Here is a 24,965-nt window from a genome sequence, read left to right on the forward strand (position 1 = left end):
TGTCTAAAATTATTCTGCAAACCATCCAATTGGTTCAACTTGTAAGTTAATGTTAATTTGCTTAATTTCTTGGAATTCTTCAAGACCAAATGTACCTAAGCTGCGTCCTACACCGCTTTGTTTGTAGCCGCCCCAAGGTGCTTCATTGTATGTTGGGTGGTATGAGTTAATCCAAGTAATGCCTGAACGTAGCTTTTTAATTACTCTTAAAGCTTTCGCTCCATCTTTACTAAAGACAGCACCTGCTAAACCATATACAGTTCCATTTGCAAGTTTTAACGCTTCTTCTTCAGATTTAAACTTTTGAATACATACGACCGGACCAAAAATTTCTTCTTGGACGATGCGCATATTTTGTTCAACATCTATAAAAACAGTTGGTTCAACAAAATAACCTTTTTCTAAACCATCTTTTTCAATACGATTTCCTCCGCAAGCAAGTGTTGCGCCTTCTTCTTTACCTATTTGTATATAGCTTAAAACTTTTTCTAAATGCTCTTTACTAACTAGTGGACCCATTTCTGTTTCAGCTACATCCCCAGGGCCGACTTTAATTTTCCTAGCACGCTCTACAAATCGATCTACGAAGCGATCATAAATTGATTCTTCTACTAATATTCTTGATCCAGATGAACAAACTTGACCTGAACCCGCATAAATTCCAAATAGAGCATAATCGACAGCCGTTTCAAAATCTGCATCTGCAAAAATGATATTCGGAGATTTCCCACCAAGCTCAAGTGATACTTTTTTCATCGTATCTGCCGCTGTTTTCATGATATGTTTGCCCGTTTTTGTTCCACCTGTGAATGAAACCATATCAACATCAGGGTTGGCAGCGATTTCATTTCCAACCACCGGGCCAGCACCCATAACCATATTTGCTACACCTTGTGGAAGACCAACTTCTTCAAAGATTTCAAATAATTTCTTAGGAGTCACTGGTGTTACTTCTGATGGTTTGAAAACAATTGAATTACCTGCCGCTAACGCTGGAGCAATTTTCCATATACTCATTAATAATGGATAGTTCCAAGGAACAATTAATCCGCATACTCCTATTGGTTCACGAACAACCATCGCCTGCATAGGATCTGCTACATGATAAGTAAACCCATCTGGCTTTGTAATCAATCCTGCATAATAACGGAAGCAAGCTGCGGCATCCGCCACATCAAAGCCCGCTTCACGATGTGGTTTTCCATTATCTAACGTTTCAAGTTTAGTTAATTCTTCTTGGTACTCTTCTATTTTGTCTGCAATTTTAAATAAGTAAGTTGCTCTTTCTTGAGCAGATAAATCAGACCATCTTCCATCATTGAATGCTTTACGAGCAACATCAATTGCTTCTTTCGCATCTTCAACCGTTCCTTCAGGAGCATATGCAATGATTTCTCCATTTGCTGGGTTAATAACAGGGCGTTTCTCATGATTGCTAGAATCTTTCCATTCGCCATTAATAAACATCTTTAAATCAATTGTTTTAAATTGAACATCGACCATTGGATATAAACCCTCCTTAAATTCTTAACAATTTAATAATTTGCAAGAACCGTGCCAACTTTAATACACCTAAAAATAAGGGTTTTGCTTCAATAGCCTGTACATTATTATTCAATTTTGCATAACTCTATTACACTTTGCATAATCTTTAAAACTCGTAAAAAATCTACGATAATTAAACGTTTTTAAAACTATTTCTGTAAATCGACATATTAAGAAAATTCATTGCATAGGCTAGAACACCATGAAAGGAGGAGATATTATGTTGCTTGCAGGAACATGTATTGCGGTAGGACTCATCATCATCTTCATGGCATTTAGTCTCTCGAGGGACCAAGTTAGTATGACTGAAGTAATTGATAGCAATGTTGAAAATATAGGGGATTTAGAGAAATAAAAAAACGCACCCTGTGCGTTTTTTCTAATTAAATGACATAAAGTCACTATTCATATTCTTTTCGTTCATTATTTTTTGATACTTGCGACTAACCGAGGACTGACTAATCCCTAACACCTGTGCAGCCTTCGTTGTTGTTTTATATTGCTTCATCGCAAGCATAATAAGTTGCTCCTCAACATAATCAACTGCTTCTTGTAGAGGAATTACTTTATTAATGACTGGTTTAGATTTATTAAAGTCATAGCTATTTGGTAAGAATTGATTAACATCCTCAGCATTAATAATTTGATCTTCAGCAGAGACGACTAATCTTTCTATGATGTTTTGGAGTTCTCTGACATTCCCTGGCCAAGAATAAAATTCTAATACGTTAATTGCATCTGGTGTAAGATGAAAACTTTTATTATATTTTTCATTTAATTGCTGTAAGAAATGGAAAGCTAATAATGAGATATCTTCATTTCTTTCTCTTAATGGTGGAATGTTTAAAGGTATAACATTTAGTCGATAATACAAATCCTCCCTAAATGTACGTTCTTCAACCATTTTTTCTAATCTTTTATTTGTTGCTGCAATAATTTGTACATTTACTTTAATTGGCTTTGTACTTCCAACTGGAATAACTTCTTGTTCTTGAAGGACTCTAAGCAATTTAACTTGTAAATGCAGTGGCATTTCACCAATTTCATCTAAAAATAAAACGCCTTCATCTGCTTGCTTAAAATAACCATCCTTATTTTGATCCGCCCCTGTAAACGCTCCTTTAATATAGCCAAAAAGCTCACTTTCCAGAAGATTTTCAGGTATTGCACCGCAATTTAATTTCAAAAATGGTTTTGCAGAACGATTTCCTAATTGATGAATAGCCTGTGCAATTACTTCCTTTCCTACACCAGACTCTCCATGCAGTAATACAGTGGAAGAAAAATCAGCAATTTTTTTCGCTTGATTGATGATTTGCTCCATTTTAGGACTGCAGTAAATCAGTTTTTTAACAAAACTATCCTTACTCTTTATATCTTCAAGCTCCTTTTTATATTGCTCAGAAATCTTCTTCATCTCTTTTAATTCCGTTTTAAGGCGTGAAGTTTCTGTAATATCTCTAGAAGCAATAATAATACGCTCAATTTCCATATTCTCATCAAAGACTGGATTTCCAACTGCAAGTACTTTACGTCCATTAAGTGTTTCTTGAACAATTGATACTTTCTTCTTTTTTTCTAAAACTAATTTTGTAACAGATGGCGTAAAAAGTCCTTGGTTTTCGAATTCTAAAATACTCTTTCCAAGTAGTTCCTTTAAATCCACATTCCAAAATCCAGGAATTATATTTTCACTGTAACGAATTAGCTCACCCTTACGATTTACTACAAGTATTTCATCATAAATACTCGATAATATGGCATTCAAATCTTTATTTAAATCTTTTACATATTCAATTTCGGAGGCCATTTCTTCAACCATTGGGAGATCTTGTACGACAATTACAACTCCTTCAACCTCGTTATCAACGAAAATTGGGCTATAATCGACAAGAACACCCATATCGTCGCTTATTTGAATCTGATTAAGAATTGTTTTACCTGTAGCAAATACATTATCAACTTGTTCACCACTAAAAATAGTTTCAGCTTTTATATTAATGACCTTTTCCGATGTTGATTTTATCATTTTTAACCCAGCATCATTGCAATTTACAATAACTTTATTTTTATCAACTACAAATGTTCCCATCGGTATCGATGTTAAAATGCTTTTTAATAAATCAACACTTTTATTTTCTTGTTTAAAAAGCTCCGCTAATATATCCTCACGAAGTATGTAACCTATTGGCATTTCTTCCTCTTCTTTTACAATCGAGATTGGTTCACCAATAATTTGAAATAGATCCGTTAAAGAAAATTGCTCACTTAGGCGACATACACTATTTATTGATTGAGAAGAACTAGTAATCTTTGAAATTTCTATATTTTTCTTTTTACTACTACCTTGAAAAATATTATTTAATTGTACATAACCAAAAATCTGATTTTGCTTACGTAAGAATAAAAAGGGTTCATTTATTTTGGATAAATCAATTTCATCATTTTCCTTAAATTGATCGATATCTATAGTGATGACTGGTCTTATCTGTTTCTCATTTATTGATAACATTTCTTTCCCCCCTTATGTCTAAACCATTATACATTCCTATTCTAGCAGAATTTTTAAATTTATCACAAAAATCTAAAATTATAATTTACTAATCTATTTAACTTAAACAAAAATAAAGGGCAGTCTCTTAAGTCTTTTCGACCAGAGACACCCCTTTATTTGTTAGAAAAGAGAACGCGTTAATTGAATCAAAGTTGCCTAATCAAACTCTACTCAATCGCTAGCGGTCACAAACAAATCCTCTTTAACATACGCAAGAACCATTCCAGGAACTATCTTGTCTCCAATTGAGACCTCCAATGAAACAACTTCACCACTTATTCCTTGATGAATAACTTTTGTAATTCCATCTGTAGTTTTAATAAAGAATAACGGCTCCCATTCATAAATTCTTGAATCTTTCTGAATAGCAGTCTCTTCAACTGTTCCATGGTAGTCACTGACAATGACTCCATAATACATAAAGCTCACTCCTTTTTTGCACATTAAGAATATTTTAAATTTCTCCGCCTCTATCTCGCTTGAAAGTTCACCAATCAGTGAGCTTTCTTTTAAAAATAATTCCTGATATTATAACTCGCAAATGTGTTTTGATGGTAAAACCATGCTAAAGAAATTTTGAATTTCTAAAATATCCTCCTCAGCAATACCTAACTTAGGAGCCCAATAATGTTCAGAATGAAGATCTTCTAGACATAATAACGCCATTTTACTGGATTGAATTGATGTAACCATTGATTTTCCATAAAAGTGACTTGAAAAGGCAATCGATAAATCATATCTATTATTTTGAGTTAATAAACAATAATGGTGTACAAGCTGTCTTTCAGTTGATTCAGAAATAATATCGATCATTCTAGATCTCTCCTTTTGTTTTAGTATTTTATCCAACCTCTCAAGCGACAAGCTTCAGCAATTTTACTAATGCCTTCGATATATGCTGCTATTTTCATGTTTACATTATATTTTTGCGATGTTTTATAAACTTTTAAAAAGCTATCTGTCATTTTTTCTTTTAATCTCTCGTCTACAGTACTCTCAGACCAATAATAACCTTGCATATTTTGACACCATTCAAAATACGAAACAACTACTCCACCTGAGTTAGCTAAAATATCAGGAACGACTAAAATCTCTTTTTTATCAAGGATTTCTAGAGCTTCCTTAGTAGTCGGTCCATTCGCTGCTTCAACAACAATCTTGCATTTCAATTTATCCGCATTACGGTTGTTAATAACCCCACTTATTGCTGCTGGAATTAAGACATCACATTCTCTTTCTAATAACTCTTGATTAGAAATCGCATTTTTAAATAAGTTGGAAACAACTCCAAATGAATCTCTATTGTCTAATAAATATGGAATGTCTAAACCTTTTGGATCATAAATTCCGCCTAGTACATCTGAAACTCCAACAACCTTTGCTCCAGCTTCATGTAAGTATTGCGCTAAGTAACTACCAACATTTCCAAAGCCTTGAATAATGACTTTCATATTTTTAATCTCGATTTTCTGTATTTCACTAATTAGCTCAAGAGCATAAAATACACCTTTTGATGTTGCCGTCTCCCGACCTACTGAACCTCCTAAAGTTAGAGGTTTACCAGTAATAAAACTTGGCGAATCAAACTCTCTAATATGGTCATATTCATCTAGCATCCAAGCCATTACTTGCGCGTTTGTATACATATCAGGTGCTGGAATATCTTTAGTAGGTCCTACAATTTGGCTTACAGCTCTTACATAACCTCTACTTAATTTTTCTAGCTCATTCATACTTAATTGTCTTGGGTCACAAACAACTCCACCTTTTGCTCCCCCATAAGGTAAATCAGTAATACTACACTTTAAACTCATCCAGCCAGCTAATGCTTTTACTTCTTCTGGCGTTACATCAGGATGAAATCTAATTCCCCCTTTTGTAGGTCCTAATGCATCATTATGTTGTGCTCGATATCCTTGAAACACTTTCGTCTCACCATTATCCATTTGAACGGGAATACTAAATTCTAAAAATCGCATTGGTGTTTTAAGGAAATCAAATACTTGGCTCGGATAGTTCATTATGCCGATCGCTTCATTTAACGTTTCTCTAAACTCCTGAAGGGAATCATCTATTTCTATCTGTTCACTACTCTTTTCATTTTGTTCAGTTAAATTTGTGCTCATTTTACACACCTCATTAGTTATTTTAAAAGTTAAATAGCAATTCCTGTGCCAACTTGAAATCATTTCATAATTTTGTGGTGAGATAAAACAGATAAAGGCTTATCAAATAGGCAGTTATAAGACTTTCAATACTTTTTATATTTTTTCGAACGATCCTTAAAAGTCGTTTTTTCTCCAAGAACCAAATTCGATTTTTTAATGGATATATGATTGAATGCATGAATTATTCAATTTTGCATTAATCATTATTCAAAATTGAATTACCTAATATGCTCTATCAAGGAAAGTGGAACAGATGTAGACCCCAAACACGAAAAAAGTCACAAGGTAATTAATTACCTTGTGACTTTTCGTTATTGTGTGTTTATTACACCGCAGCTTCTTCTTCATATTTAGGGGGTGCAATTTGGAATGCCTTTGTAAGGTAAATTAAATATAATAAACCAATGACGAACCAAATTGTTCCCATTATTAATGAGCTTTTTTCAATGTTGAACCATAGGATTGCTACAGATGCTGCCCCAATTAAAGGCAATATTAGGAAAGAAAAGGTGCCCTTGACTGATCTACGCTTTCCTCGAATGTAAAAATGGTTAATGACTGACAAATTAACAAAAGTAAATGCCATTAATGCTCCGAAGTTAATTAATGAAGTAGCTGTTACCAAGTTGAAAAAAATGGCTGATAATGAAATTACACCAACAAAAATTACGTTAAATGCTGGTGTTTTCCATTTCGGATGAACAAATCCAAACCATTTATCTGGGAAAACTTTGTCGCGCCCCATTACATATAACAAACGTGAGACACTCGCATGTGAAGCCAATGCAGAAGCAAGTGTATTAATAAAGGTAATGCATAAGAAAATTGATTGAAATAATTTACCACCTACATATAATGCAATCTCTGGTGATGCAGCATCTGGATGCTTAAATCTAGATATGTCCGGATAGTATAATTGAATGAAAAATGATGTAACTGTGAAGATTACGCCTCCCCAAAGTGCTGTGTAAAGAATTGCTTTAGGGATTGTTTTTGCAGGATTTATTGCCTCTTCTGATAAAGTAGAAACGGCATCAAATCCTAAGAATGAGAAGCAAAGAATTGTCGCACCGGTTACTAATGTGCCAAAATGCATTCCTGCATTAAAAAGTGGTTTTATACTGAATCCACCATAACCTTCTCCATGATGTAAGCCTTGGATAACAAGAACAATAAAGACAACCATAATCGCAAGCTGAACTAATACAAAAAGGGTATTGAAATTCGCCAGCATATTGATACTTCTTAAGTTTAAGAAAGTAACTAGTCCTACAAATCCAATGACCCAAATCCAAGTTGGAACATTAGGAAACAGTGCGTTTAAGTAAATTTTAGTTAATAAAGCATTTACCATTGGTAGGAACAAGTAATCTAATAATGATGACCAGCCAACTAGAAAACCTAAGTGTCCACTAATCGCTTTCTGGGTGTATGTATAAGCAGACCCAGCTTCAGGAAATTCTCTTACAAGCTTACCGTAGCTAACCGCTGTAAATAACATTCCTATTAAAGCTACTATATATGCACTTGGTACGTGACCATTAGTTACATCAGATACAATTCCAAAAGTGTCGAAAACAACCATAGGGGTCATATAGGCTAACCCCATCATAACTACTTGCCATAACTTTAAGGATCTTTTTAACTGTGTTTTATTTTCCACCTATCATATCCCCTTCGTTTTAGATTAAGCGCTTACACTACATTTACTACTTCTCTATAATTCTTACTTTTCCGACAGAAACCTCCTTTTTTTGAATATTTAAATAAGTCTTTTTCTAGAACTGCAAGTTTTATGCCAAAATATTAATTTTTTGTAAACGTTATAAAGAACACCTACTAATGCTTTGAAATGATTAAGGATTGATTGAAAAAGCGAAATTCCTTTCACTAAAATCAACTTTTATGATTAGCCCGGTTGTTATTCAGTCCTGCATACATTATTCAAGACCTCATAGGAACTACTTCTCTTTTTGTATGAATCTCTAAATTAATCCCGTCTGTTAGACTGGCACGGAAGTTGCATTGATAACTGTAAAATATCACTCTCTGCCCAATTTTAGGTCCGAGCATAATTTATAAATTTTGTACCCGATCGATAATAAAACTTTTAGTTAATCAAATCTCATTAACTACGAGTTTAATTATAAGAAAATTCTGTTAATAAATTACAAATTTGGAGGAGATGATTTATGAGTAAACAAGGTTTTGATTCAGATGGTTTACAATCGTTTAATTACAAACAGGAATTACAGCGATCATTAAAATTTTTTAGTTCATTTGCGGTTGCATTCTCGTTCATTTCAATTACAACTGGTATTTTTAGCTCTTATAGTCTTGCCTTAGGAGCAGCCGGACCTGCTGGAATTTGGACGTGGCCATTTGTCATGGTTGGACATTTACTTGTAGCGTTAATTTTTGCAGATTTATCGAGCAAAATCCCTTTAAGTGGCTATGTATATCAATGGGTTAGCCGTTTAACGAATCGAGGATTTGGTTGGTTTACAGGTTGGGCAGCATTGTGTTACTTAATTATTGTTGTACCTACTGTTGATTATGGTGTCGCACCAATTTTTCTTGATTTACTTGGTATTAAGAGTACTACTACAGTTCTAACAACCGTCGTATTAATTACAATCGTTATACAGGCCTTATTAAATATTTACGGAGTAAGGATTGCTACAATCATTAATAATTCAGCTGTCTATACAGAAGTAATCGGATTTATTGGCATTATTATTATTTTAAGCTTTGTCTTATTTTTCAAAGGAGCAGATTTTTCATTATTAACTTATACTGCCCATAAGGTTGGTTCAAATGGAAGCTATTTTACAGCATTTGTACTAGCAGTCGTAATGGGCTCTTATACATTAGTAGGCTTTGAAGCAGCGGCAAATTTAGCAGAAGAAACAGTTGATGCGAATAAAACCGTACCTAAAGCCATCGTTTACTCAATGTTACTTGCAGGTGTAATTGGATTTGTATTCTTAATCATTGTTACTTCGGGAATTAAAGATATTAACGGAATCATGGCTTCTGCTTCTCCTATTTCTGATATTTTACAATCACGTTTGGGCACTGCAGTTGCTGACTTTTTCCTTGCATTAGTTATTGTGTCAATTTTTGCTTGTGGATTAATTATTATGGCTTCTGCTTCTCGACTTATTTATGCCCTTTCAAGAGACAATGTGTTTTTCGCCTCAAATGTGTTTAAAAAGGTAGATAAAAAACATAATGTACCGTACAATGCGATAATTTTAGTTTCTGTATTAGGTATTATTGCTGTATTCTATTTTGGGAAACTCTCATTATTAATAGGTACTTCTGCGGCACTTCCGGCCATTATTTACTTAATAACGGTAATCGCATACGCTACTAAAATTAAGACCTTACCGGATACAGATGGTTTTAAGTTAGGAAAATGGCGACTACCTGTTACGATTCTTGCGATTATTTGGTTAGTATTTGAAGTTGGTATTTTAACTCTACCAAAAGACTTTTTACCAACGACTAAGGTTATACTTTATTTATTTCTTGCTGGAATTGTTATTTATTGGGCTGTATTCAGATCTAGAATACAAGAAGGTAAAATTGGTATTAATTTAGAGAAGGATTTGGATGTTTAAAGTCTGGAATTATAAAATAATAGATTAATATAAAAATAACGTACATATTCACTTACAAATATGTACGTTATTTCTTATATCTTTAATTAATTAAGTTGCTCCCCATTCGTTTGAATTACATTTTGGTACCAATAAAATGATTTTTTCTTTTTGCGCTCTAAAGTTCCGCTTCCATCATCTTGTTTGTCTACGTAAATAAAGCCGTAACGTTTAGACATTTCACCTGTAGATGCACTAACTAAGTCAATACATCCCCATGGAGTGTAACCAATCAGTTCGACACCATCCTCGATTGCTTCACCGATTGCCTCAATATGACTACGAAGATAATCAATACGATAATCATCGTTAATAGAGCCATCTTCTTCTAACCGATCGTATGCGCCAAGACCATTTTCTACGATGAATAGTGGTTTTTGGTAGTGGTCATATAATTGATTTAATCCAATGCGAAGACCAGTTGGATCGATTTCCCAACCCCAATCACTTTCTTTTAAAAATGGATTTTTAACGCCACCAACTAAATTACCTTGGCTATTTTCTTCGTTCGTTTTATGTTTTTTCTCAGTGCGTGACATATAGTAGCTTAGCGAAATGAAATCAACTGTTCCTTCTTTAATGATTTCTAAGTCACCGTCTTGAATATCTAAGTTGATATCATTTTCTTTCCAGTAGCGTTTTGCAAATGCTGGATATGCTCCTCTAACTTGTACATCACCACAATAGTTATTCCACAGGCGAGACTCTTGTAGAGCATACATCACATTTTCAGGGTTTGAATCGTAATTGTAAGTTGGAACATACACAAGCATACAACCAATTTGGCTACCTGGAATGATCTCGTGTCCTGCTTTTACAGCTAACGCACTTGCTACAAATTGGTGATGAAGCCCTTGGAAACTATCTTGCAATTGTGTTTCTTTACTTTCAGGTGAAAAACCAAGACCTAATAGTGGTAAATGTGTAGCACCATTAATTTCGTTAAAAGTTAACCAGTATTTTACTTTGTTTTTATAGTACTCGAATAATGTTGTTGCATATCGATTAAAGAATTCGATTACTTTACGGTTACGCCAGCCACCATATTCTGTAATTAAGTGTAATGGAATTTCGTAGTGAGAAATTGTTACAACTGGCTCAATATCATATTTTTTCAGTTCATCAAACACGCGGTCATAGAAAGCTAAACCTGCTTCGTTTGGCTCTACTTCATCGCCTTTTGGAAAGATACGACTCCAAGCAATACTCATACGATATGTTTTAAATCCCATTTCTGCAAAAAGTGCAATATCTTCTTTATAACGGTGATAGAAGTCAATTCCATCATGATTTGGATAGACATATTTTTCTTTATTTATTTTAAAATCAAATCCTGGTTCTTGAATGACTTTTAGTCTTACTTTTCCTCCAGGCATAACATCTGCTAAATTTAACCCTTTTCCACCTTCTTGGTAAGCACCTTCTAATTGGTTGGCAGCAGTTGCTCCTCCCCATAAAAATCCTTTAGGAAATGAATAGTTTTTTGACATAATAGTCCCCTCCACAATTTTTATTTAAATTTTTTTATTTAAATGTTCTGACTGCTGGCTTTAAATCCAACAGTCAGAATCAAATTCTAAATTAACCACAAATCGTTAAAAGCGTTTCATTTTCTTTAACGTTTTCTTTATTTACTGCATTAATTTCTAGATAATTAGTACTATTTGTAATAACAATCGGAGTTGTAACTTCGTAGCCGGCTTCTTTAATTTTTACTAAATCAAATTCAACAAGTAGGTCTCCAGCTTTCACGACGTCACCTTGGCTAATGTGTGCTGTAAAAAATTCTCCATCTAATTTAACTGTGTCCATTCCAACGTGAATTAGAATTTCAATTCCATTTTCAGATGTAATGCCAATCGCGTGCTTCGTTCTAAATAAAGTTGTAACAACTCCATTTACAGGAGAAACGACTTTTCCTTCTTGAGGTTCAATGGCAATACCTTTTCCTAAAGCTTCACTTGAAAATGTAGCATCCTTAACATCAGTTAAAGGTACAACTTTTCCTTTAATAGGACTTACTACTTCTTGAATACGGTTTTGATCAACGTTTTTTACTTCATTTACAACTTTTTCTTCCGTTTTGTCTTCTTTTACTTCTACATCCTCGAAGCCAATAAAGTACGCTGCGATTGTACCTGCGATAAACGCAATTGGTAAACCAATCAATGCATAAACGAATGTTTCACCAATAAAGAACGGAATTCCTGGAAGACCAGCATTACTTGGAATAACGTATAGTTTTACGGCCATCAATGCATAGTAAGCTCCACCGATTGCTCCACCAACTAAAGCACCAATGAATGGCTTTTTAAGCCTCATATTTACACCATACATAGCTGGTTCTGTTACACCCATTAAAGCTGTCATACTAACTGAAAGCGCTAATGATTTAAATGATTTATTTTTTGATTTTAAGAATACTGCAAAGGCCGCTCCAGCTTGCCCCATATTAGCCATAAACATTGCAGGAAGGATTGTATCGTATCCTTTTGTGCTTAAGTTTCCAACTACAATTGGAAGAAACGCGTAGTGCATCCCAGTCATAACGATTAAAGAGAATGTACCTCCAAGCAGAAGTCCTGCAAAAATACCAGTATGAGCATATAGGAAAGTAACACCTTTAGATAGACCACTACCAATGATTACACCAAGTGGACCAACCGCAATTAAAGTAATTGGAACCATTACCAATAGAGTAATAGTCGGAACGATAATCAGTTTAACCATGCTCGGAGTTACCCGATCAGTCCATTTCTCTACATAAGATGCAATCCAAACTGCTAATAAGATCGGGATAACGGATGATGCATATGTTACAGCCGTTACAGGAAGACCAATAAAGTGTACTGGTTTGCCACTACTTAACAACGCTGTAATGGATGGATGCATAATAGCACCAGCGATGGCAACTGCAACAAATTGATTGGACCCAAATTTTTTCGCTGCACTAAAAGCAACTAAGAACGGTATGAAGTAGAATGCACCATCCCCGATCGCATTCATAATAATATATGCTTGGCTTTTGTCTGAAATCCAGTGGAATGTCAAAAGAATAGCAAGGATTGCTTTGATCATACCTGCTCCAGTGATTGCAGGTAATATTGGTGCGAATGTTCCAGATATTACATCAAAAATACTTCCGATCCCTTTTCCTTTTGTCTTTTTATTACCATCTGAATTACCAGAATTAATATTGGCCATTTTATTAATTTCATCAAATACTTTTATAACATCGTTTCCTATGATTACTTGAAACTGAGTGCCACTTCTGTTTACCCCCATGACACCATCAATTGCTTCGATTTTAGCTTTGTTTTTATCTGCAATGCTATCGTCGTTCAAATTAAATCGAAGCCTAGTAATACAATGAATCAAATTGGTTATATTTTTTTCCCCACCGACTAAATCTATAATCTCTCTAGCAGTTCGCTTATAATCCATAAATACCCCTCCTCAAATCATGGAAAATTCCAAAAATAATTAATACATCATTTGAATTGTTATTTTAGTAAAATAAAAAACCTAAACTACATGTGCATGTAAAAATCATCATACACTCTTGTAATTTAGGTTTTGCCTGCGTGACCAGTAACAATCCTGAATTTTGATATTTAATTTTTAATTAAATACAACGACATGTAAACCGGCCAATCCCTGAGTCCCCTCGTCCGGATCAAAAGTGTCCCAAGAAAACAAAAAACCTAAACTGCACGCCTCAGGAAAACATAAGAGACGACAATTTAGGTTTTGCCTGCACGACCAGTAACAATCCTATAAAATCGGATGTATTTAATTGATAACTTGATAATATCACTGTAAATTAACGATGTCAACGCTTTCACACAAAAAATTAATTTCTATTTACAACGCGAGCAATATGAATTGTTAGATAAAGTTTCTCTTCTGTGCTTAATTCATACTCATATTTTTTTAGAACGAAATCTTTGATTTTTTCTGTACAAACGGAAGCATCTTTATACTTCTCTTTTATTGTATTGAACAGAAAATCTTCCTCATTATTTAAATATGTCTTACTAAAAATCCTTTGAGCAAAAAATTTAAGATGTGTGACAAAGCGATAATAGTTCAAAGATTCTTCATCAAATTCAATTTTAAAATAATATTTTACAATAGTTAATATTTCTTGGATGAACTTTGTAATATTTACAATGTTCGTCATTTCCTCATTCAATTCCGCGTTTACTACATGCAAAGCAATAAAACCTGCTTCATCTTCAGGTAAACGAATTCCTGTTTTTTGCTCAATAATATTTAATGCATGTTTGCCCACCGAGAATTCTTCCTTATACAGTCGTTTTACTTCCCAAAGTAAAGGATTCTTGATTTCCATCCCATTTTTCTGTCTATATAAGGCAAAATGAATATGATCTGTCAGAGACACATAAATACTTTCACTTAATTTTTTTCCCAATGTCTCTTTAGCAAAGCGGATAATTTCATCTGACAGTTCCATATATTGTAAAGGAATTTCTTCAAGCAGCTTCTTAAAATGCTCCGATAAATCCTTGTTTTCCAACTTGAAAACCTTTTCAATCAGTTGCTCATCAACGGGATCACCTGGTTTTTTCTTAAAGGCCAGCCCTCTCCCCATAACAACCATTTCTTTATTTTGCTCATTCAAAACGCTTACTACATTGTTATTAATTACTTTATGGATGATCATCTATTTCACCTCTCTTGCGAAGGATTATTTGCGATACCATTTATTATTTCTATACTATCTTTTCTTTTTTTGCAGGTCAATTTTACTACATCTATCGTTAAAAAAAACCTAAACAACCAATGCCTAATATTAGGACATTGATCATCTAGGTTTTGCCTGCATTGCAGTAACAATCCTTTTACTTATAAGATACAGATAATTATAAAAAATATCATATTTATAAACAAGATATTTTTATTTTTTGATTCTGTAAGAGTATAAGATTACTACATACTTATAATGAACAGGGTACTTTTTACTATATTCTCTGTTAGTTTATTCCAAAACAGGAATGATAGTGCATTTTGAAATCATCACTAATCTAGTGTTACCTTCGAACTAAATATTTTTTCTGATCTTTATCTGAGATTTGAATCACTGCTTTTGCTAATGCTGTAAAGTCATACGCTAAAACTTGTCCACGTGCTTATTTCTCCAAATCACACTCACTAAGTCGAACAATTTTTGTTCTTTTTATGAGTTTATATCCGATCCACAAAATAAGGAATAATGGCAGACCTATATATGAAACGAGTACACCGTTCCAGTCAATCTTATTTCCCATAAATGCTGAATAGTTTTGTCCAAGAATTACGACCCCACATAGTACGAAAGCAAATATTGGTCCGAATGGGAACCATTTTGCTTTATACGGTAGGTCATTTAAATCCTTCCCTTGTGCAACGTAGGCTTTACGGAAACGGTAATGACAAATCGCTATGCCAAGCCAAGCAATAAAACCAGACATACCTGAAGCATTAAGTAACCAAATGTAAACAACTCCGTCACCATATAGAGAAGCTAAAAACGCTAATGTACCGACTGCCGCTGTAATGATTAATGCATTAACAGGTACACCCCTTTTATTTAACTTACCTAATGCCTTTGGAGCTTTCCCTTGGCGAGCCATATCCCACAACATTCGAGCTGAAGCATACATTCCTGAGTTTCCAGCTGATAATACTGCCGTTAAGATGACTGCATTCATTACAGATGCTGCAAATGCAATGCCAGCTTTATCAAAAACTAGCGTAAATGGACTAACAGCTACATCGCCACTTGCTAAATTAGGATTTGTATATGGTATTAGCAGACCTATTACAACTATAGATAATACGTAAAATAATAAAATACGCCAAAATATTTGGCGAGCCGCACGAGGTATATTTCGCTCAGGCTCCTCGCTCTCCCCAGCTGCTATCCCTAGTAACTCGGTACCTTGGAAAGAAAATCCAGCTGCCATAAAGATTCCGAGTGTCGCCATGAATCCTCCATGAAAAGGAGCATCACCAACTGTAAAATTTTTAAACCCTACTGCTTCTCCCCCAATAATTCCAAAAATCATTAAAAATCCAGAAATTAAAAAAATGATAACTGTAACAACTTTTATAATAGAAAACCAGTATTCAGATTCCCCAAACCCTTTGACTGACAGGTAATTTAACAAAAAGATAATAGCTAAAAATAATGAGCTCCATAAGAGTGAGGATGTATGTGGTAACCAGAATTTCATAACCATCGTAACTGCAGCTAGTTCAGCTGCTATTGTAATTGCCCAGTTATACCAGTAATTCCAGCCAAGTGCAAAACCAAGTGCAGGATCAACGAATTTTGTTGCATATGTACTAAAAGATCCAGCAACTGGCATATATGTTGCCATCTCAGCAAGGCTTGTCATTAAAAAGTACACCATTATTCCAATTGCTGTATAAGCCGCCAGAACACCACCTGGTCCTGCATTATGGATTGCTCCTCCACTTGCCAAAAATAGTCCTGTTCCAATTGTTCCCCCTAGTGAAATCATTGTGATATGACGAGGTTTTAATCCACGCTTTAACTCTTGAGGCATAGAAGGAATATGGTTGTTAGAATCAATGACTGTTATTGTATTTACCGTATTTTTCATTAAAATACTCCTTTTCAGTCTTTTTTGGATTCGATCATTTTCTTCTTTTAACGTCCATTGGAAATATTAGGAAAAGTTTGAACATTAGAGAAAATGAGAAGCGAATAGTCGCTTCTCATTTCTTATTTGGAAAAATCAAAGTAATTCCTCTTTAATAATCTTTGCTGCTGGATCAACTCATTATATGAAGTTGTTTTACCAAGCAGCTTTGTGTCGATTAAGTATAATTGCTCCTCAATTGCACCAACAGTATCATCTGTTTGATATGTTATTTTACAATCTAAGCAAAGGATACATGGAGTTTCTTTAATCTCAATTGCTTTCGTACCATCAGGAAGTTCCCAGTAGACCGTATTTGTTGATTCAACTATGTTAGCTGATTCACACCACTGACATTTCATCATTCAGCGTCTCCTTGCGCACTTCCTACTAGCTTTTCACTAACTTGGATTTTTGTAAGCTGTGCTTGGAATTTCTTTTCTTTTAATTCGTCACGTTTATCGCGCTTATCTTTTAAAGAAGCATGCTCTGGGTTTGTTGCATATGTTTTACGTACTTCCATACGTTGTAAACCTTCTGGTACAAGATTGAATTTTGTTTCATTCATTAATCCCGCGATTCCTGCATTAGAACGCTTTTCGTCCATATTAGGATAAATTTCTTTAAAGTATGCTTCTGCTCTACCTGGTACATAATTTTGTGGTTCTGGATAAGTAGTAATTACACCTTCAAAGTTACGAAGAACAACTTTATCAGCACTTTGAGAAATTAAGTAATTTGGTTGAAGAGAAATTTTTCCTCCGCCACCCGGTGCGTCTACTACAAATGTTGGTACTGCATATCCAGAAGTATGGCCACGTAATCCTTCCATAATTTCTAAACCTTTTGAAACAGGCGCACGGAAGTGTCCAATTCCTTCTGATAAATCACATTGATAAATATAATATGGACGAACACGAATTTTAACTAAATCATGCATTAGCTTTTTCATAATTGGTACACTGTCGTTAATTCCAGCTAAGATTACGGCTTGGTTTCCTAACGGTACACCAGCATTTGCAAGCATTTCACAAGCTCGTTTTGATTCCTCTGTAATTTCAATTGAAGTATTAAAGTGAGTATTTAACCAAACTGGATGATATTTCTTTAAGATATTACAAAGATTTTCAGTAATTCGTTGTGGGAACACTACAGGTGCCCTTGTACCAATACGGATAATTTCCACATGTGGAATTTCACGTAAATTTTTTAAAATATACTCTAAAATATTATCGTTAATTAAAAGACCGTCTCCACCTGAAATAAGTACATCACGCACTTGAGGATTTTTGCTAATGTAGTTAATAGCAGCATCAAGTTGTTTCTTTGGCACTCCCATTCCAATTTGTCCTGAGAAGCGACGTCTAGTACAATAACGACAGTACATTGAGCATTGATTTGTTACTAAAAATAGTACACGATCTGGATAACGATGTGTTAAACCTGGAACAGGAGAATCTTCATCCTCATGAAGAGGGTCCTCTAAATCATACTTAGTTTTATGGATCTCCGCAGAGATTGGTACTGATTGCATACGAACTGGACAACGTGGGTCATCCGGATTCATTAACGATGCATAATATGGGGTAATGTTTAGTGGAATTGTTTTTGTCGCAATTCGTACCCCATCTTCTTCGTCTGGCGTGAGGTTGATAATTTGCTTTAACTCATCCAGTGATTTGATGGTGTTTGTAAGTTGCCAAACCCAATCATTCCATTGTTCTTCTGTTACATCTTTCCACAACTCAACTTCTTTCCAATGTCTTTTAGGTGCATAGACTGCATTTACCATACTTACATCCCCTTTCAAACTGTTTGTTTTAATATAAAGCAAGAGTCGTGCCAAAAATTTACAATTATTTAATAAAAACGCCACAAATATAGAAAATTCAAACTATTCAGCCTGTTATTTTATTTTTTAAAGTTACAATCTTAAGTTTTGATCGATCTATAATGAAGCTATAATTATAAAACCGCCTAAAATTAGGCGGCTTGGCTATTGTATGAAGTGCAAAAACTAGATTTTTTAGAGGATTAAAAAGTAGTTTATACTACGATATTTAACTTTTGAATCTTATATTGAAGAGTTTGCCTTGGTATTTCAAGTAGCGCTGCAGCCTGCTGAATATTAGAATTCGTTTGTAGCAATGCTTGTTTAATAAGTGAAATTTCCATTTCCTGCATTGCAGTACGTAAAGGCTGAACTCCTTTTGTTTCAGTGCTTTTCTTAATTTGTTGTAGTTGAATCGGAAGATGTTTAACTGTAAGGGTATGCCCTTCTGCCATAATCATAGCATGTTCAATCGTATGCTTTAGTTCTCGGACATTTCCAGGCCAATTATATTGGTGGAATAACTCAAATACAGTATGTTCTACATTTCGAATATTCTTTGAGAAACGTTCATTAAATTGTTCAACAAAATGAGACGTGAGTAACTCGATATCATAATTCCTTTCTCTTAACGGTGGTATGAACAAAGAAAACACATTTAAACGATAATACAAATCCGGTCGCATGATACCGTTCTGAACGCAATCTAAAGGGGATTCATTAATTGCAGCGATTACCCTTACATTCACTTTACGGGTCTTTTGATCACCTATTCGGCGAACTACACCATCCTCTAGTACCCTTAGTAGCTTAGCTTGAAGCTCTAATGGCATCGAATTTAACTCATCTAAAAACAAGCTTCCACCATCAGCAAGTTCAAATAAACCTGCTCGATCGATTGCTCCCGTATAACTACCTTTTGTCGTACCAAATAATATACTTTCCAGTAATGATTCCGGTAAAGCAGCACAGTTTTGAGCAATAAAAGGGCCTTCACTTCTATTTGAACTATGGTGAATTGACTGTACAAAAAGTTCTTTCCCAGTTCCAGTTTCACCAACTACCAGTACTGCGGAGCCTGCATTTGCTACCTTTTCAACTTGATTTTTAACGGCCAATAAAGCAGGGTCATCCGTTAGTATATCTGAGATCGTATACGAGTGAACTTGTTTAGCTTTTCCTTTTTTCACTTGCGGTTTAATTCTCGCTTGTAAGTCTAAAACCTTTTCGCCAAGTGTTTTAATAGTTGAATAATCCTTTGCAATTTCAACAGCACCAATCAGTTGATCATCCAAAATGATTGGGATTGTCGTGTTAACTGTATCAATGAATTGACCTTTAATATTCTCATAGCGTTGAGGCTGTTGAATAATCGATTTCCTTGTTTCTAGTACTGTGAGTAAGGTACTTGTTTCTTTCGTTAAAGAAGGGAAAGCTTCTAGTACATGCTTTCCCAGAACTTCTTCAACAGAAACACCGTCATGGTCAGCCGCAACTTGATTATAAAATATAGTCATTCCATTTTTGTCGACTGCGTGAATTGCTTCATCGATACTATTTAATATGGCACTAATCATTTGATTAGTTGGAATTGTTGCGTTCATTTCATAACCATCCTTCCACTGCCGAAAACTTGGCAATTTGACGCTCATTTTTCGGCAGTTTGACATTAAAAGACTACTTTTGAAAGATCCTTCACCCATACATTCATATCTTCTAATTTATCAAAGATATAGCAGTTGTTTGTCATTCTTCCAGTATACTTATAACCTAATTGATGAAAGGCTGCGTTCATTCCATATGATAATGCTCGCGCGATCGTATAAGAGCAATAAACTGATTGGCTTACTAAATCCTGTTCTAACTTCTTCATTAGCTCCTTCATCAATCCATGCTTACGATGCTCTTCAAGGGTTGCACAATTTGTTAACTCAGCATTTCTTTGACTGAAGTCCACTTCAGCAGATGCTGCACTTACAATATTTCCATCCTTCTCATAAACCCAATAAATAGTCCCTTCATCCATCGTTTTTTCAACATAAGTGGATTCATTTAAAGGTGTAGGGTATACCTTAAAAACTTGACCATATAATTTAGCAAGTTTATTTGAGTCACTTTTTTCAGCTCTTCGTAAAACATAACCGTCAGGAATTACTTTTTCTTTTGACCTGTCACTCTTTAAAACCGCATCTAGAATATCATCTCCAGCAGCCCAATAAAGACTATTTCTTCTATCCTGGCTAGCATATTTCGTAACAAAAAAGCCATCACTACCTTGAAAATAGCCTTTCAGTGCAGATTCAATCATATATCCTGATTGTAAGAAGGCATATAAATGTTCACTTCTTGCTTTAATAATTAGCTTAGTAAATTTATTTTCTTTTGCTAGTTTTTCTATTCTCTCGATTAGTAGTGATACATTTCCTAAGTAAAAATCAACCCGAATTCGTTCATTAAAATAATCTAAAGCACCTTCAAAATAATAATTTTCCTGTTGAACTTTAATTGTTTCATAATACTTTTTCGTTTTCATATGCTCCCTCACCTTCATGTTGTTGGCCCTCAACTCCACACCAGTCAATTAATGTACAGGCAATGATTTCTGCTGCTAAAAACATTTGATCTAAATCAATAAATTCATCTGGGTAGTGAGCTACTTTTGTCTCCCCCGGTCCAAAAACAATCATCGGGATATTTAAAATTTGTGTAAATAATCCACCATCAGTACCCCATGGTGCAGCTTCAACTACTGGGTTTTGTTTCATTGTTTCAAGATAGTTTCGTTGCAAAGTTTGCACTAATTCACTATCAGCTTCAATAGTACCTGGAACCCATCTTGCTCCAAACCACTCTACTTCTACGGGATTTTCTACGAACCAATCATCAAGATTTTTAATATGATCAATCCAATTCTCAAATTCAATTTTCGCATCTTCTAATCTTTCATTTGGTGCTACACCGAATCTTCCTTCTAAAGTTACTAGATCAGATACAGAAGATGGCCATGTTCCACCATGAATTGTCCCTATATTAATTGGAATCGGAATCGGTACTCCATCATATAACGGATCAACTATTCGTTCATTTCGTAATTGCTCAAGTTTTTGGATTTGTTGAATGATAAGTACGCTTTTTTCGACAGCGCTTACACCTTCGTAACGAGTCCCCCCATGTGCTACCTTACCTTTTACCTTAAGACGGAACCACATTGATCCTTGTTGCTTAATGAAAAACTTCATATTTGTTGGTTCAGGGATAATAACACCATCAGCTGAATATCCTCGCAATATTGTAGCAAGTGTACCCGCGCCACCACTTTCTTCCTCAATTACACTTTGAAAATAAACATTACCTTTTAGTGTAATTCCACTTCTTTTTATTGCTTCAATTGCTAAAATTAGTGCAACATTTCCGCCTTTCATATCAGTTGACCCACGTCCATAAAGCTTGTTATCTACTACGGTTGCACTGAAAGGAGGATAAGTCCATTGCTGAATATTTCCTTCTGGAACAACATCTATATGTCCATTTAAAATCATGGACTTTCCTTCGCCCGTTCCTTTAAGCGTAGCGACAATATTAGGACTACCAGTAAAACTGTCTCTAGTTGAAATAAAATAAGGATGCTCTTTCATTTCTTTTAAATCTGGTTCCCATACGTCTAAGTCCAATTCAAGTTCTCTCAATTTTTCAAGGACAATTGCTTGTGCCTTACTCTCATTACCAGACACGCTATTTTCCATTACTAGCTGTTTAAGAAGATCAATTGTTTTTTCCTTATGATTGCTTATATAATCTTGAATAACTTTTTTATAATGACTCATCCTCTTCACCCTTTTCTATATAAACATTTTTAAATCCGTACTAATTTCTAATTTCGCACCAGTTTTTTCGATTACGTCCTCTACAGTATATGGACTCATTAGTTCTTTAAGCACTAAACTGTTGTTGACTACTTCAATAACAGCCATTTCCGTTATGATTAAATCTACACAAGATTTAGAAGTTAATGGCAAACTACATTCTTTCACAATTTTTGGATTCCCAGCTTTATCGGTATGATTCATAACGACAATAACTCTTTTAGCTTTTTGAGCTAAATCCATCGCTCCACCTATTCCTGGTACGCGCTTTCCAGGTACAATCCAGTTTGCTAAATCCCCTTTTTCACTAACTTGTAATGCCCCTAAAACCGTTAAATCTAGTAAACCTCTTCGTATAATGCCAAAAGCAGTAGCACTATCAAAATAGCTAGCACCTTTTAAAACAGTAATCGGGAAACCACCTGCATTACATAAATTTTCATCTTCTTTTCCTTTTTCGGGACTTGGTCCAATTCCCATAACGCCATTTTCCGCATGGAACATAACATGTACATCTTCCGGTAAGTAATCTGGAACAATGGATGGAATTCCAATCCCTAAATTTACGATCATTCCGTTTTTTATTTCCTTAGCAGCTCGCATTGCAATTTTTTGACGAAAGTCTATTCCCATGCCCATTTCCAGTTCACTCCTTCTGATGAAATTATGTAATCAACAAACACACCTGGAGTTACGATTTCCTCAGGATTCAACGATCCAAGTGGAACTATTTCTTCCGCTTCTACAATCGTAATATCTCCTGCCATAGCCATATGTGGATTCATATTTCTTGCACTCTTATCAAAAACCAAATTTCCAAATGGATCAGCTTTCTTTGCAAAAATAATACTGACTTCTGCTTTAAGAGCTTCTTCAACTAGATATTGTCTACCTTTTACAGATACCTTCTCTTTACCGTCTTCTGCCATACTATCAAGACCTACATCTACTAATACTCCTCCAAGCCCCATTCCTCCAGCTCGGATACGCTCTGCTAAAGTACCTTGCGGAGAAAATTCTACTTTAAGCTTACCTTCCGTCATTAATTTTCCTGCAAACGGATTCGATCCTATATGGGATGTCACAATTGACTTGATTCTTTCATTCCTTACCATTCTTCCGATGCCAATGTCCGGAAATCCAGTATCATTGCAAATCAAGTGAAGATCCTTAACTCCACTTTCAAATAATGTTTGAAGTAAGGTTGGTGGCGAACCGACTCCTCCAAATCCTCCAACCATTAGTGTCATGTCGTCATGAAAAAATTGAAGAATTTGTTCCACTTTTGCTATTTTTTTATACGTATTTTCAACTAAATTCATACGATTTCCCCCTCAGCTGCATAGATTAGTTGAGATTGTTCCATTTCCAATTCTTTTAAACTCTCTGTAAGAATTTGAAGCAATTCATCCAGTTCTTCATAAGTAATCGTTAAAGGTGGTGCAATCATGAAAGCCGAATCTTCTTTTCCGTTTTTTCCAGCAACGGAAGGATATAAAAGTAAGCCCTTACTCATTACTTTTTGAATAAAGGAACTTGATTTTATATCTTGAATGAATTCAATACCGATTAACAAACCTTTTCCTCTAACATCTCCTATAAATGAAAACTTCTCCTTTAAACCTTGGAGTTTATTCATCAGATAATTACCTTTTTCTTCTGCGGCCTGTACTAAATTATGTTTCTCAACATATTCAATAACGGCCAATGAAACAGCAGCTGATAGTGGGTTGGCACTAAAGGTATGTCCACTCATTACAACCTTTGAACCTTGCATAATTGGTTCAATAACTCGATCGCTAGCAATCGTTGCAGCCATTGGTGTATAACCAGATGTTAATCCTTTTCCAAGCGTAACGATATCAGGTTGAACACCCCAATGCTCCATTGCAAACATTTTTCCAGTACGTCCAAGGCCAGTCATAACCTCATCGGAAATCAGCAAAATATCGTACTTTTCACAAATAGCTTTAATTCTTTGGTAATAACCTTTAGATGGTACAATCGCACCACCTGCAGCACCGATAATTGGTTCAGCAATAAATGCTGCAATATGTTCAGGGCCAATTCGATCAATGGCTGTTTCTAATTCAGATGCACACGCTAAATCACAGGATGGGTGCTCTAAGTTAAAAGGACAACGATAACAATACGGTGGTGAAACTGAAGGGTACTCTTCCAAGATTGGTACAAATCGTTGGCGACGTAAAGGGTGACCCGACATAGATAATGCGCCAATTGTTATACCATGGTAGCTCATCCAGCGTGAGAGGATTTTATTTTTCCCCTTCATTCCCTTTTCTTGGTAATGCTGTATCGCTAGTTTCATAGCAGTTTCTGTTGCTTCAGTACCACTATTAACAAAGAACGTCCAGTTTAAATCACCTTGAGTGATTTCACTCAGCTTCTTTGCTAGCTTCTCAGCAGGTTCACTAGTAAACTGTGAACGATAAACAAAAGATACTTGTTTTGCTTGTTCAGTCATTACATCAATGATTTCTTCAACACCATGACCAATTCCTACAGTAATTGCACCAGATGAACCATCAATATACCGATTACCATCTTTATCAAATAGGTAAACACCCTTTCCATGAGAAATCATAGGGTAATACTGTCCAAGTAATGGTTTAATTAAATAATCTCTTTCCATTTTTTATCCCCACCC

20 protein-coding genes are annotated in these 24,965 nt (G+C 34.9%); 2 read left to right on the forward strand and 18 right to left on the reverse strand.

Annotation, left to right across the window (positions count from 1 at the left end):
* Positions 1 to 9: 9 nt before the first annotated feature.
* Positions 10 to 1,503 (reverse strand): aldehyde dehydrogenase family protein, encoded by a 1,494-nt coding sequence (locus AB1282_RS04010; RefSeq protein WP_429898523.1) that lies wholly within the window; start codon positions 1,501 to 1,503, stop codon positions 10 to 12.
* A gap of 262 nt (positions 1,504 to 1,765) precedes the next feature.
* Here AB1282_RS04010 and AB1282_RS04015 point away from each other — a divergent pair, with 262 nt between their 5' ends.
* Positions 1,766 to 1,900 carry a hypothetical protein gene (locus AB1282_RS04015; protein WP_286131749.1) on the forward strand — a complete coding sequence of 45 codons (135 nt, stop codon included), beginning with the start codon at positions 1,766 to 1,768 and terminating at the stop codon, positions 1,898 to 1,900.
* Positions 1,901 to 1,924: 24 nt separating this feature from the next.
* Here AB1282_RS04015 and AB1282_RS04020 read toward each other — a convergent pair whose 3' ends face one another.
* From AB1282_RS04020 to AB1282_RS04040, 5 genes are all read right to left on the reverse strand, one after another.
* Entirely contained in the window at positions 1,925 to 4,057 is a 2,133-nt protein-coding gene (locus AB1282_RS04020; RefSeq protein ID WP_390311102.1) for a sigma 54-interacting transcriptional regulator, read from the reverse strand.
* Positions 4,058 to 4,270: 213 nt separating this feature from the next.
* Positions 4,271 to 4,519 (reverse strand): hypothetical protein, encoded by a 249-nt coding sequence (locus AB1282_RS04025; RefSeq protein WP_056474572.1) that lies wholly within the window; start codon positions 4,517 to 4,519, stop codon positions 4,271 to 4,273.
* 108 nt (positions 4,520 to 4,627) lie between these two features.
* Positions 4,628 to 4,912 carry an SAV0927 family protein gene (locus AB1282_RS04030; protein WP_056474574.1) on the reverse strand — a complete coding sequence of 95 codons (285 nt, stop codon included), beginning with the start codon at positions 4,910 to 4,912 and terminating at the stop codon, positions 4,628 to 4,630.
* Positions 4,913 to 4,932: 20 nt separating this feature from the next.
* A complete protein-coding gene (locus AB1282_RS04035) occupies positions 4,933 to 6,225 on the reverse strand; it encodes a Glu/Leu/Phe/Val family dehydrogenase (protein WP_429898526.1) in 1,293 nt (430 codons plus the stop codon).
* 367 nt (positions 6,226 to 6,592) lie between these two features.
* Positions 6,593 to 7,930 carry an APC family permease gene (locus AB1282_RS04040; RefSeq protein WP_056474582.1) on the reverse strand — a complete coding sequence of 446 codons (1,338 nt, stop codon included), beginning with the start codon at positions 7,928 to 7,930 and terminating at the stop codon, positions 6,593 to 6,595.
* Between the two features lie 529 nt (positions 7,931 to 8,459).
* Here AB1282_RS04040 and AB1282_RS04045 point away from each other — a divergent pair.
* Positions 8,460 to 9,893, forward strand: a complete 1,434-nt coding sequence (locus AB1282_RS04045; RefSeq protein ID WP_056474583.1) for an APC family permease — start codon at positions 8,460 to 8,462, stop codon at positions 9,891 to 9,893.
* 86 nt (positions 9,894 to 9,979) lie between these two features.
* Here AB1282_RS04045 and AB1282_RS04050 read toward each other — a convergent pair whose 3' ends face one another.
* The 12 genes from AB1282_RS04050 to AB1282_RS04105 form a co-directional block, all read right to left on the reverse strand.
* Positions 9,980 to 11,422, reverse strand: a complete 1,443-nt coding sequence (locus tag AB1282_RS04050; RefSeq protein WP_429898528.1) for a glycoside hydrolase family 1 protein — start codon at positions 11,420 to 11,422, stop codon at positions 9,980 to 9,982.
* A 91-nt stretch (positions 11,423 to 11,513) separates the two neighbouring features.
* The gene (locus tag AB1282_RS04055; protein ID WP_429898530.1) at positions 11,514 to 13,376 is read right to left on the reverse strand and encodes a beta-glucoside-specific PTS transporter subunit IIABC; all 1,863 of its coding nucleotides are present in this window, start codon (positions 13,374 to 13,376) and stop codon (positions 11,514 to 11,516) included.
* A gap of 409 nt (positions 13,377 to 13,785) precedes the next feature.
* Positions 13,786 to 14,619: a BglG family transcription antiterminator LicT gene (gene licT, locus AB1282_RS04060; RefSeq protein ID WP_429898532.1), complete on the reverse strand. Its 834-nt coding sequence runs from the start codon at positions 14,617 to 14,619 to the stop codon at positions 13,786 to 13,788.
* 466 nt (positions 14,620 to 15,085) lie between these two features.
* A complete protein-coding gene (locus AB1282_RS04065) occupies positions 15,086 to 16,507 on the reverse strand; it encodes an amino acid permease (RefSeq protein ID WP_056474764.1) in 1,422 nt (473 codons plus the stop codon).
* 179 nt (positions 16,508 to 16,686) lie between these two features.
* Positions 16,687 to 16,965 carry a YokU family protein gene (locus AB1282_RS04070; RefSeq protein ID WP_056474767.1) on the reverse strand — a complete coding sequence of 93 codons (279 nt, stop codon included), beginning with the start codon at positions 16,963 to 16,965 and terminating at the stop codon, positions 16,687 to 16,689.
* Positions 16,965 to 18,395, reverse strand: coding sequence for a lysine 2,3-aminomutase (ablA, locus tag AB1282_RS04075; RefSeq protein WP_056474596.1), 1,431 nt, complete (start codon positions 18,393 to 18,395; stop codon positions 16,965 to 16,967). Before ablA ends, AB1282_RS04070 begins: the two co-directional genes overlap by 1 nt.
* A gap of 254 nt (positions 18,396 to 18,649) precedes the next feature.
* Positions 18,650 to 20,038: a sigma-54 interaction domain-containing protein gene (locus AB1282_RS04080; protein WP_429898534.1), complete on the reverse strand. Its 1,389-nt coding sequence runs from the start codon at positions 20,036 to 20,038 to the stop codon at positions 18,650 to 18,652.
* A gap of 65 nt (positions 20,039 to 20,103) precedes the next feature.
* A complete protein-coding gene (gene ablB, locus AB1282_RS04085; RefSeq protein WP_429898536.1) occupies positions 20,104 to 20,967 on the reverse strand; it encodes a putative beta-lysine N-acetyltransferase in 864 nt (287 codons plus the stop codon).
* Positions 20,945 to 22,258 carry a peptidase gene (locus AB1282_RS04090; RefSeq protein WP_056474602.1) on the reverse strand — a complete coding sequence of 438 codons (1,314 nt, stop codon included), beginning with the start codon at positions 22,256 to 22,258 and terminating at the stop codon, positions 20,945 to 20,947. The genes ablB and AB1282_RS04090 overlap by 23 nt, the downstream gene beginning before the upstream one ends.
* Positions 22,259 to 22,273: 15 nt before the next feature.
* Positions 22,274 to 22,936: a 3-oxoacid CoA-transferase subunit B gene (locus AB1282_RS04095; protein ID WP_056474604.1), complete on the reverse strand. Its 663-nt coding sequence runs from the start codon at positions 22,934 to 22,936 to the stop codon at positions 22,274 to 22,276.
* Entirely contained in the window at positions 22,921 to 23,619 is a 699-nt protein-coding gene (locus AB1282_RS04100) for a CoA transferase subunit A (RefSeq protein WP_429898538.1), read from the reverse strand. Before AB1282_RS04100 ends, AB1282_RS04095 begins: the two co-directional genes overlap by 16 nt.
* Complete coding sequence (locus AB1282_RS04105) at positions 23,616 to 24,950, reverse strand: aspartate aminotransferase family protein (protein ID WP_429898540.1); 1,335 nt, start codon at positions 24,948 to 24,950, stop codon at positions 23,616 to 23,618. The genes AB1282_RS04100 and AB1282_RS04105 overlap by 4 nt, the downstream gene beginning before the upstream one ends.
* Positions 24,951 to 24,965: the final 15 nt, after the last annotated feature.

The organism is Gottfriedia sp. S16(2024), from assembly GCF_050473765.1.
Classification (GTDB): Bacteria; Bacillota; Bacilli; order Bacillales; family Bacillaceae_G; genus Gottfriedia.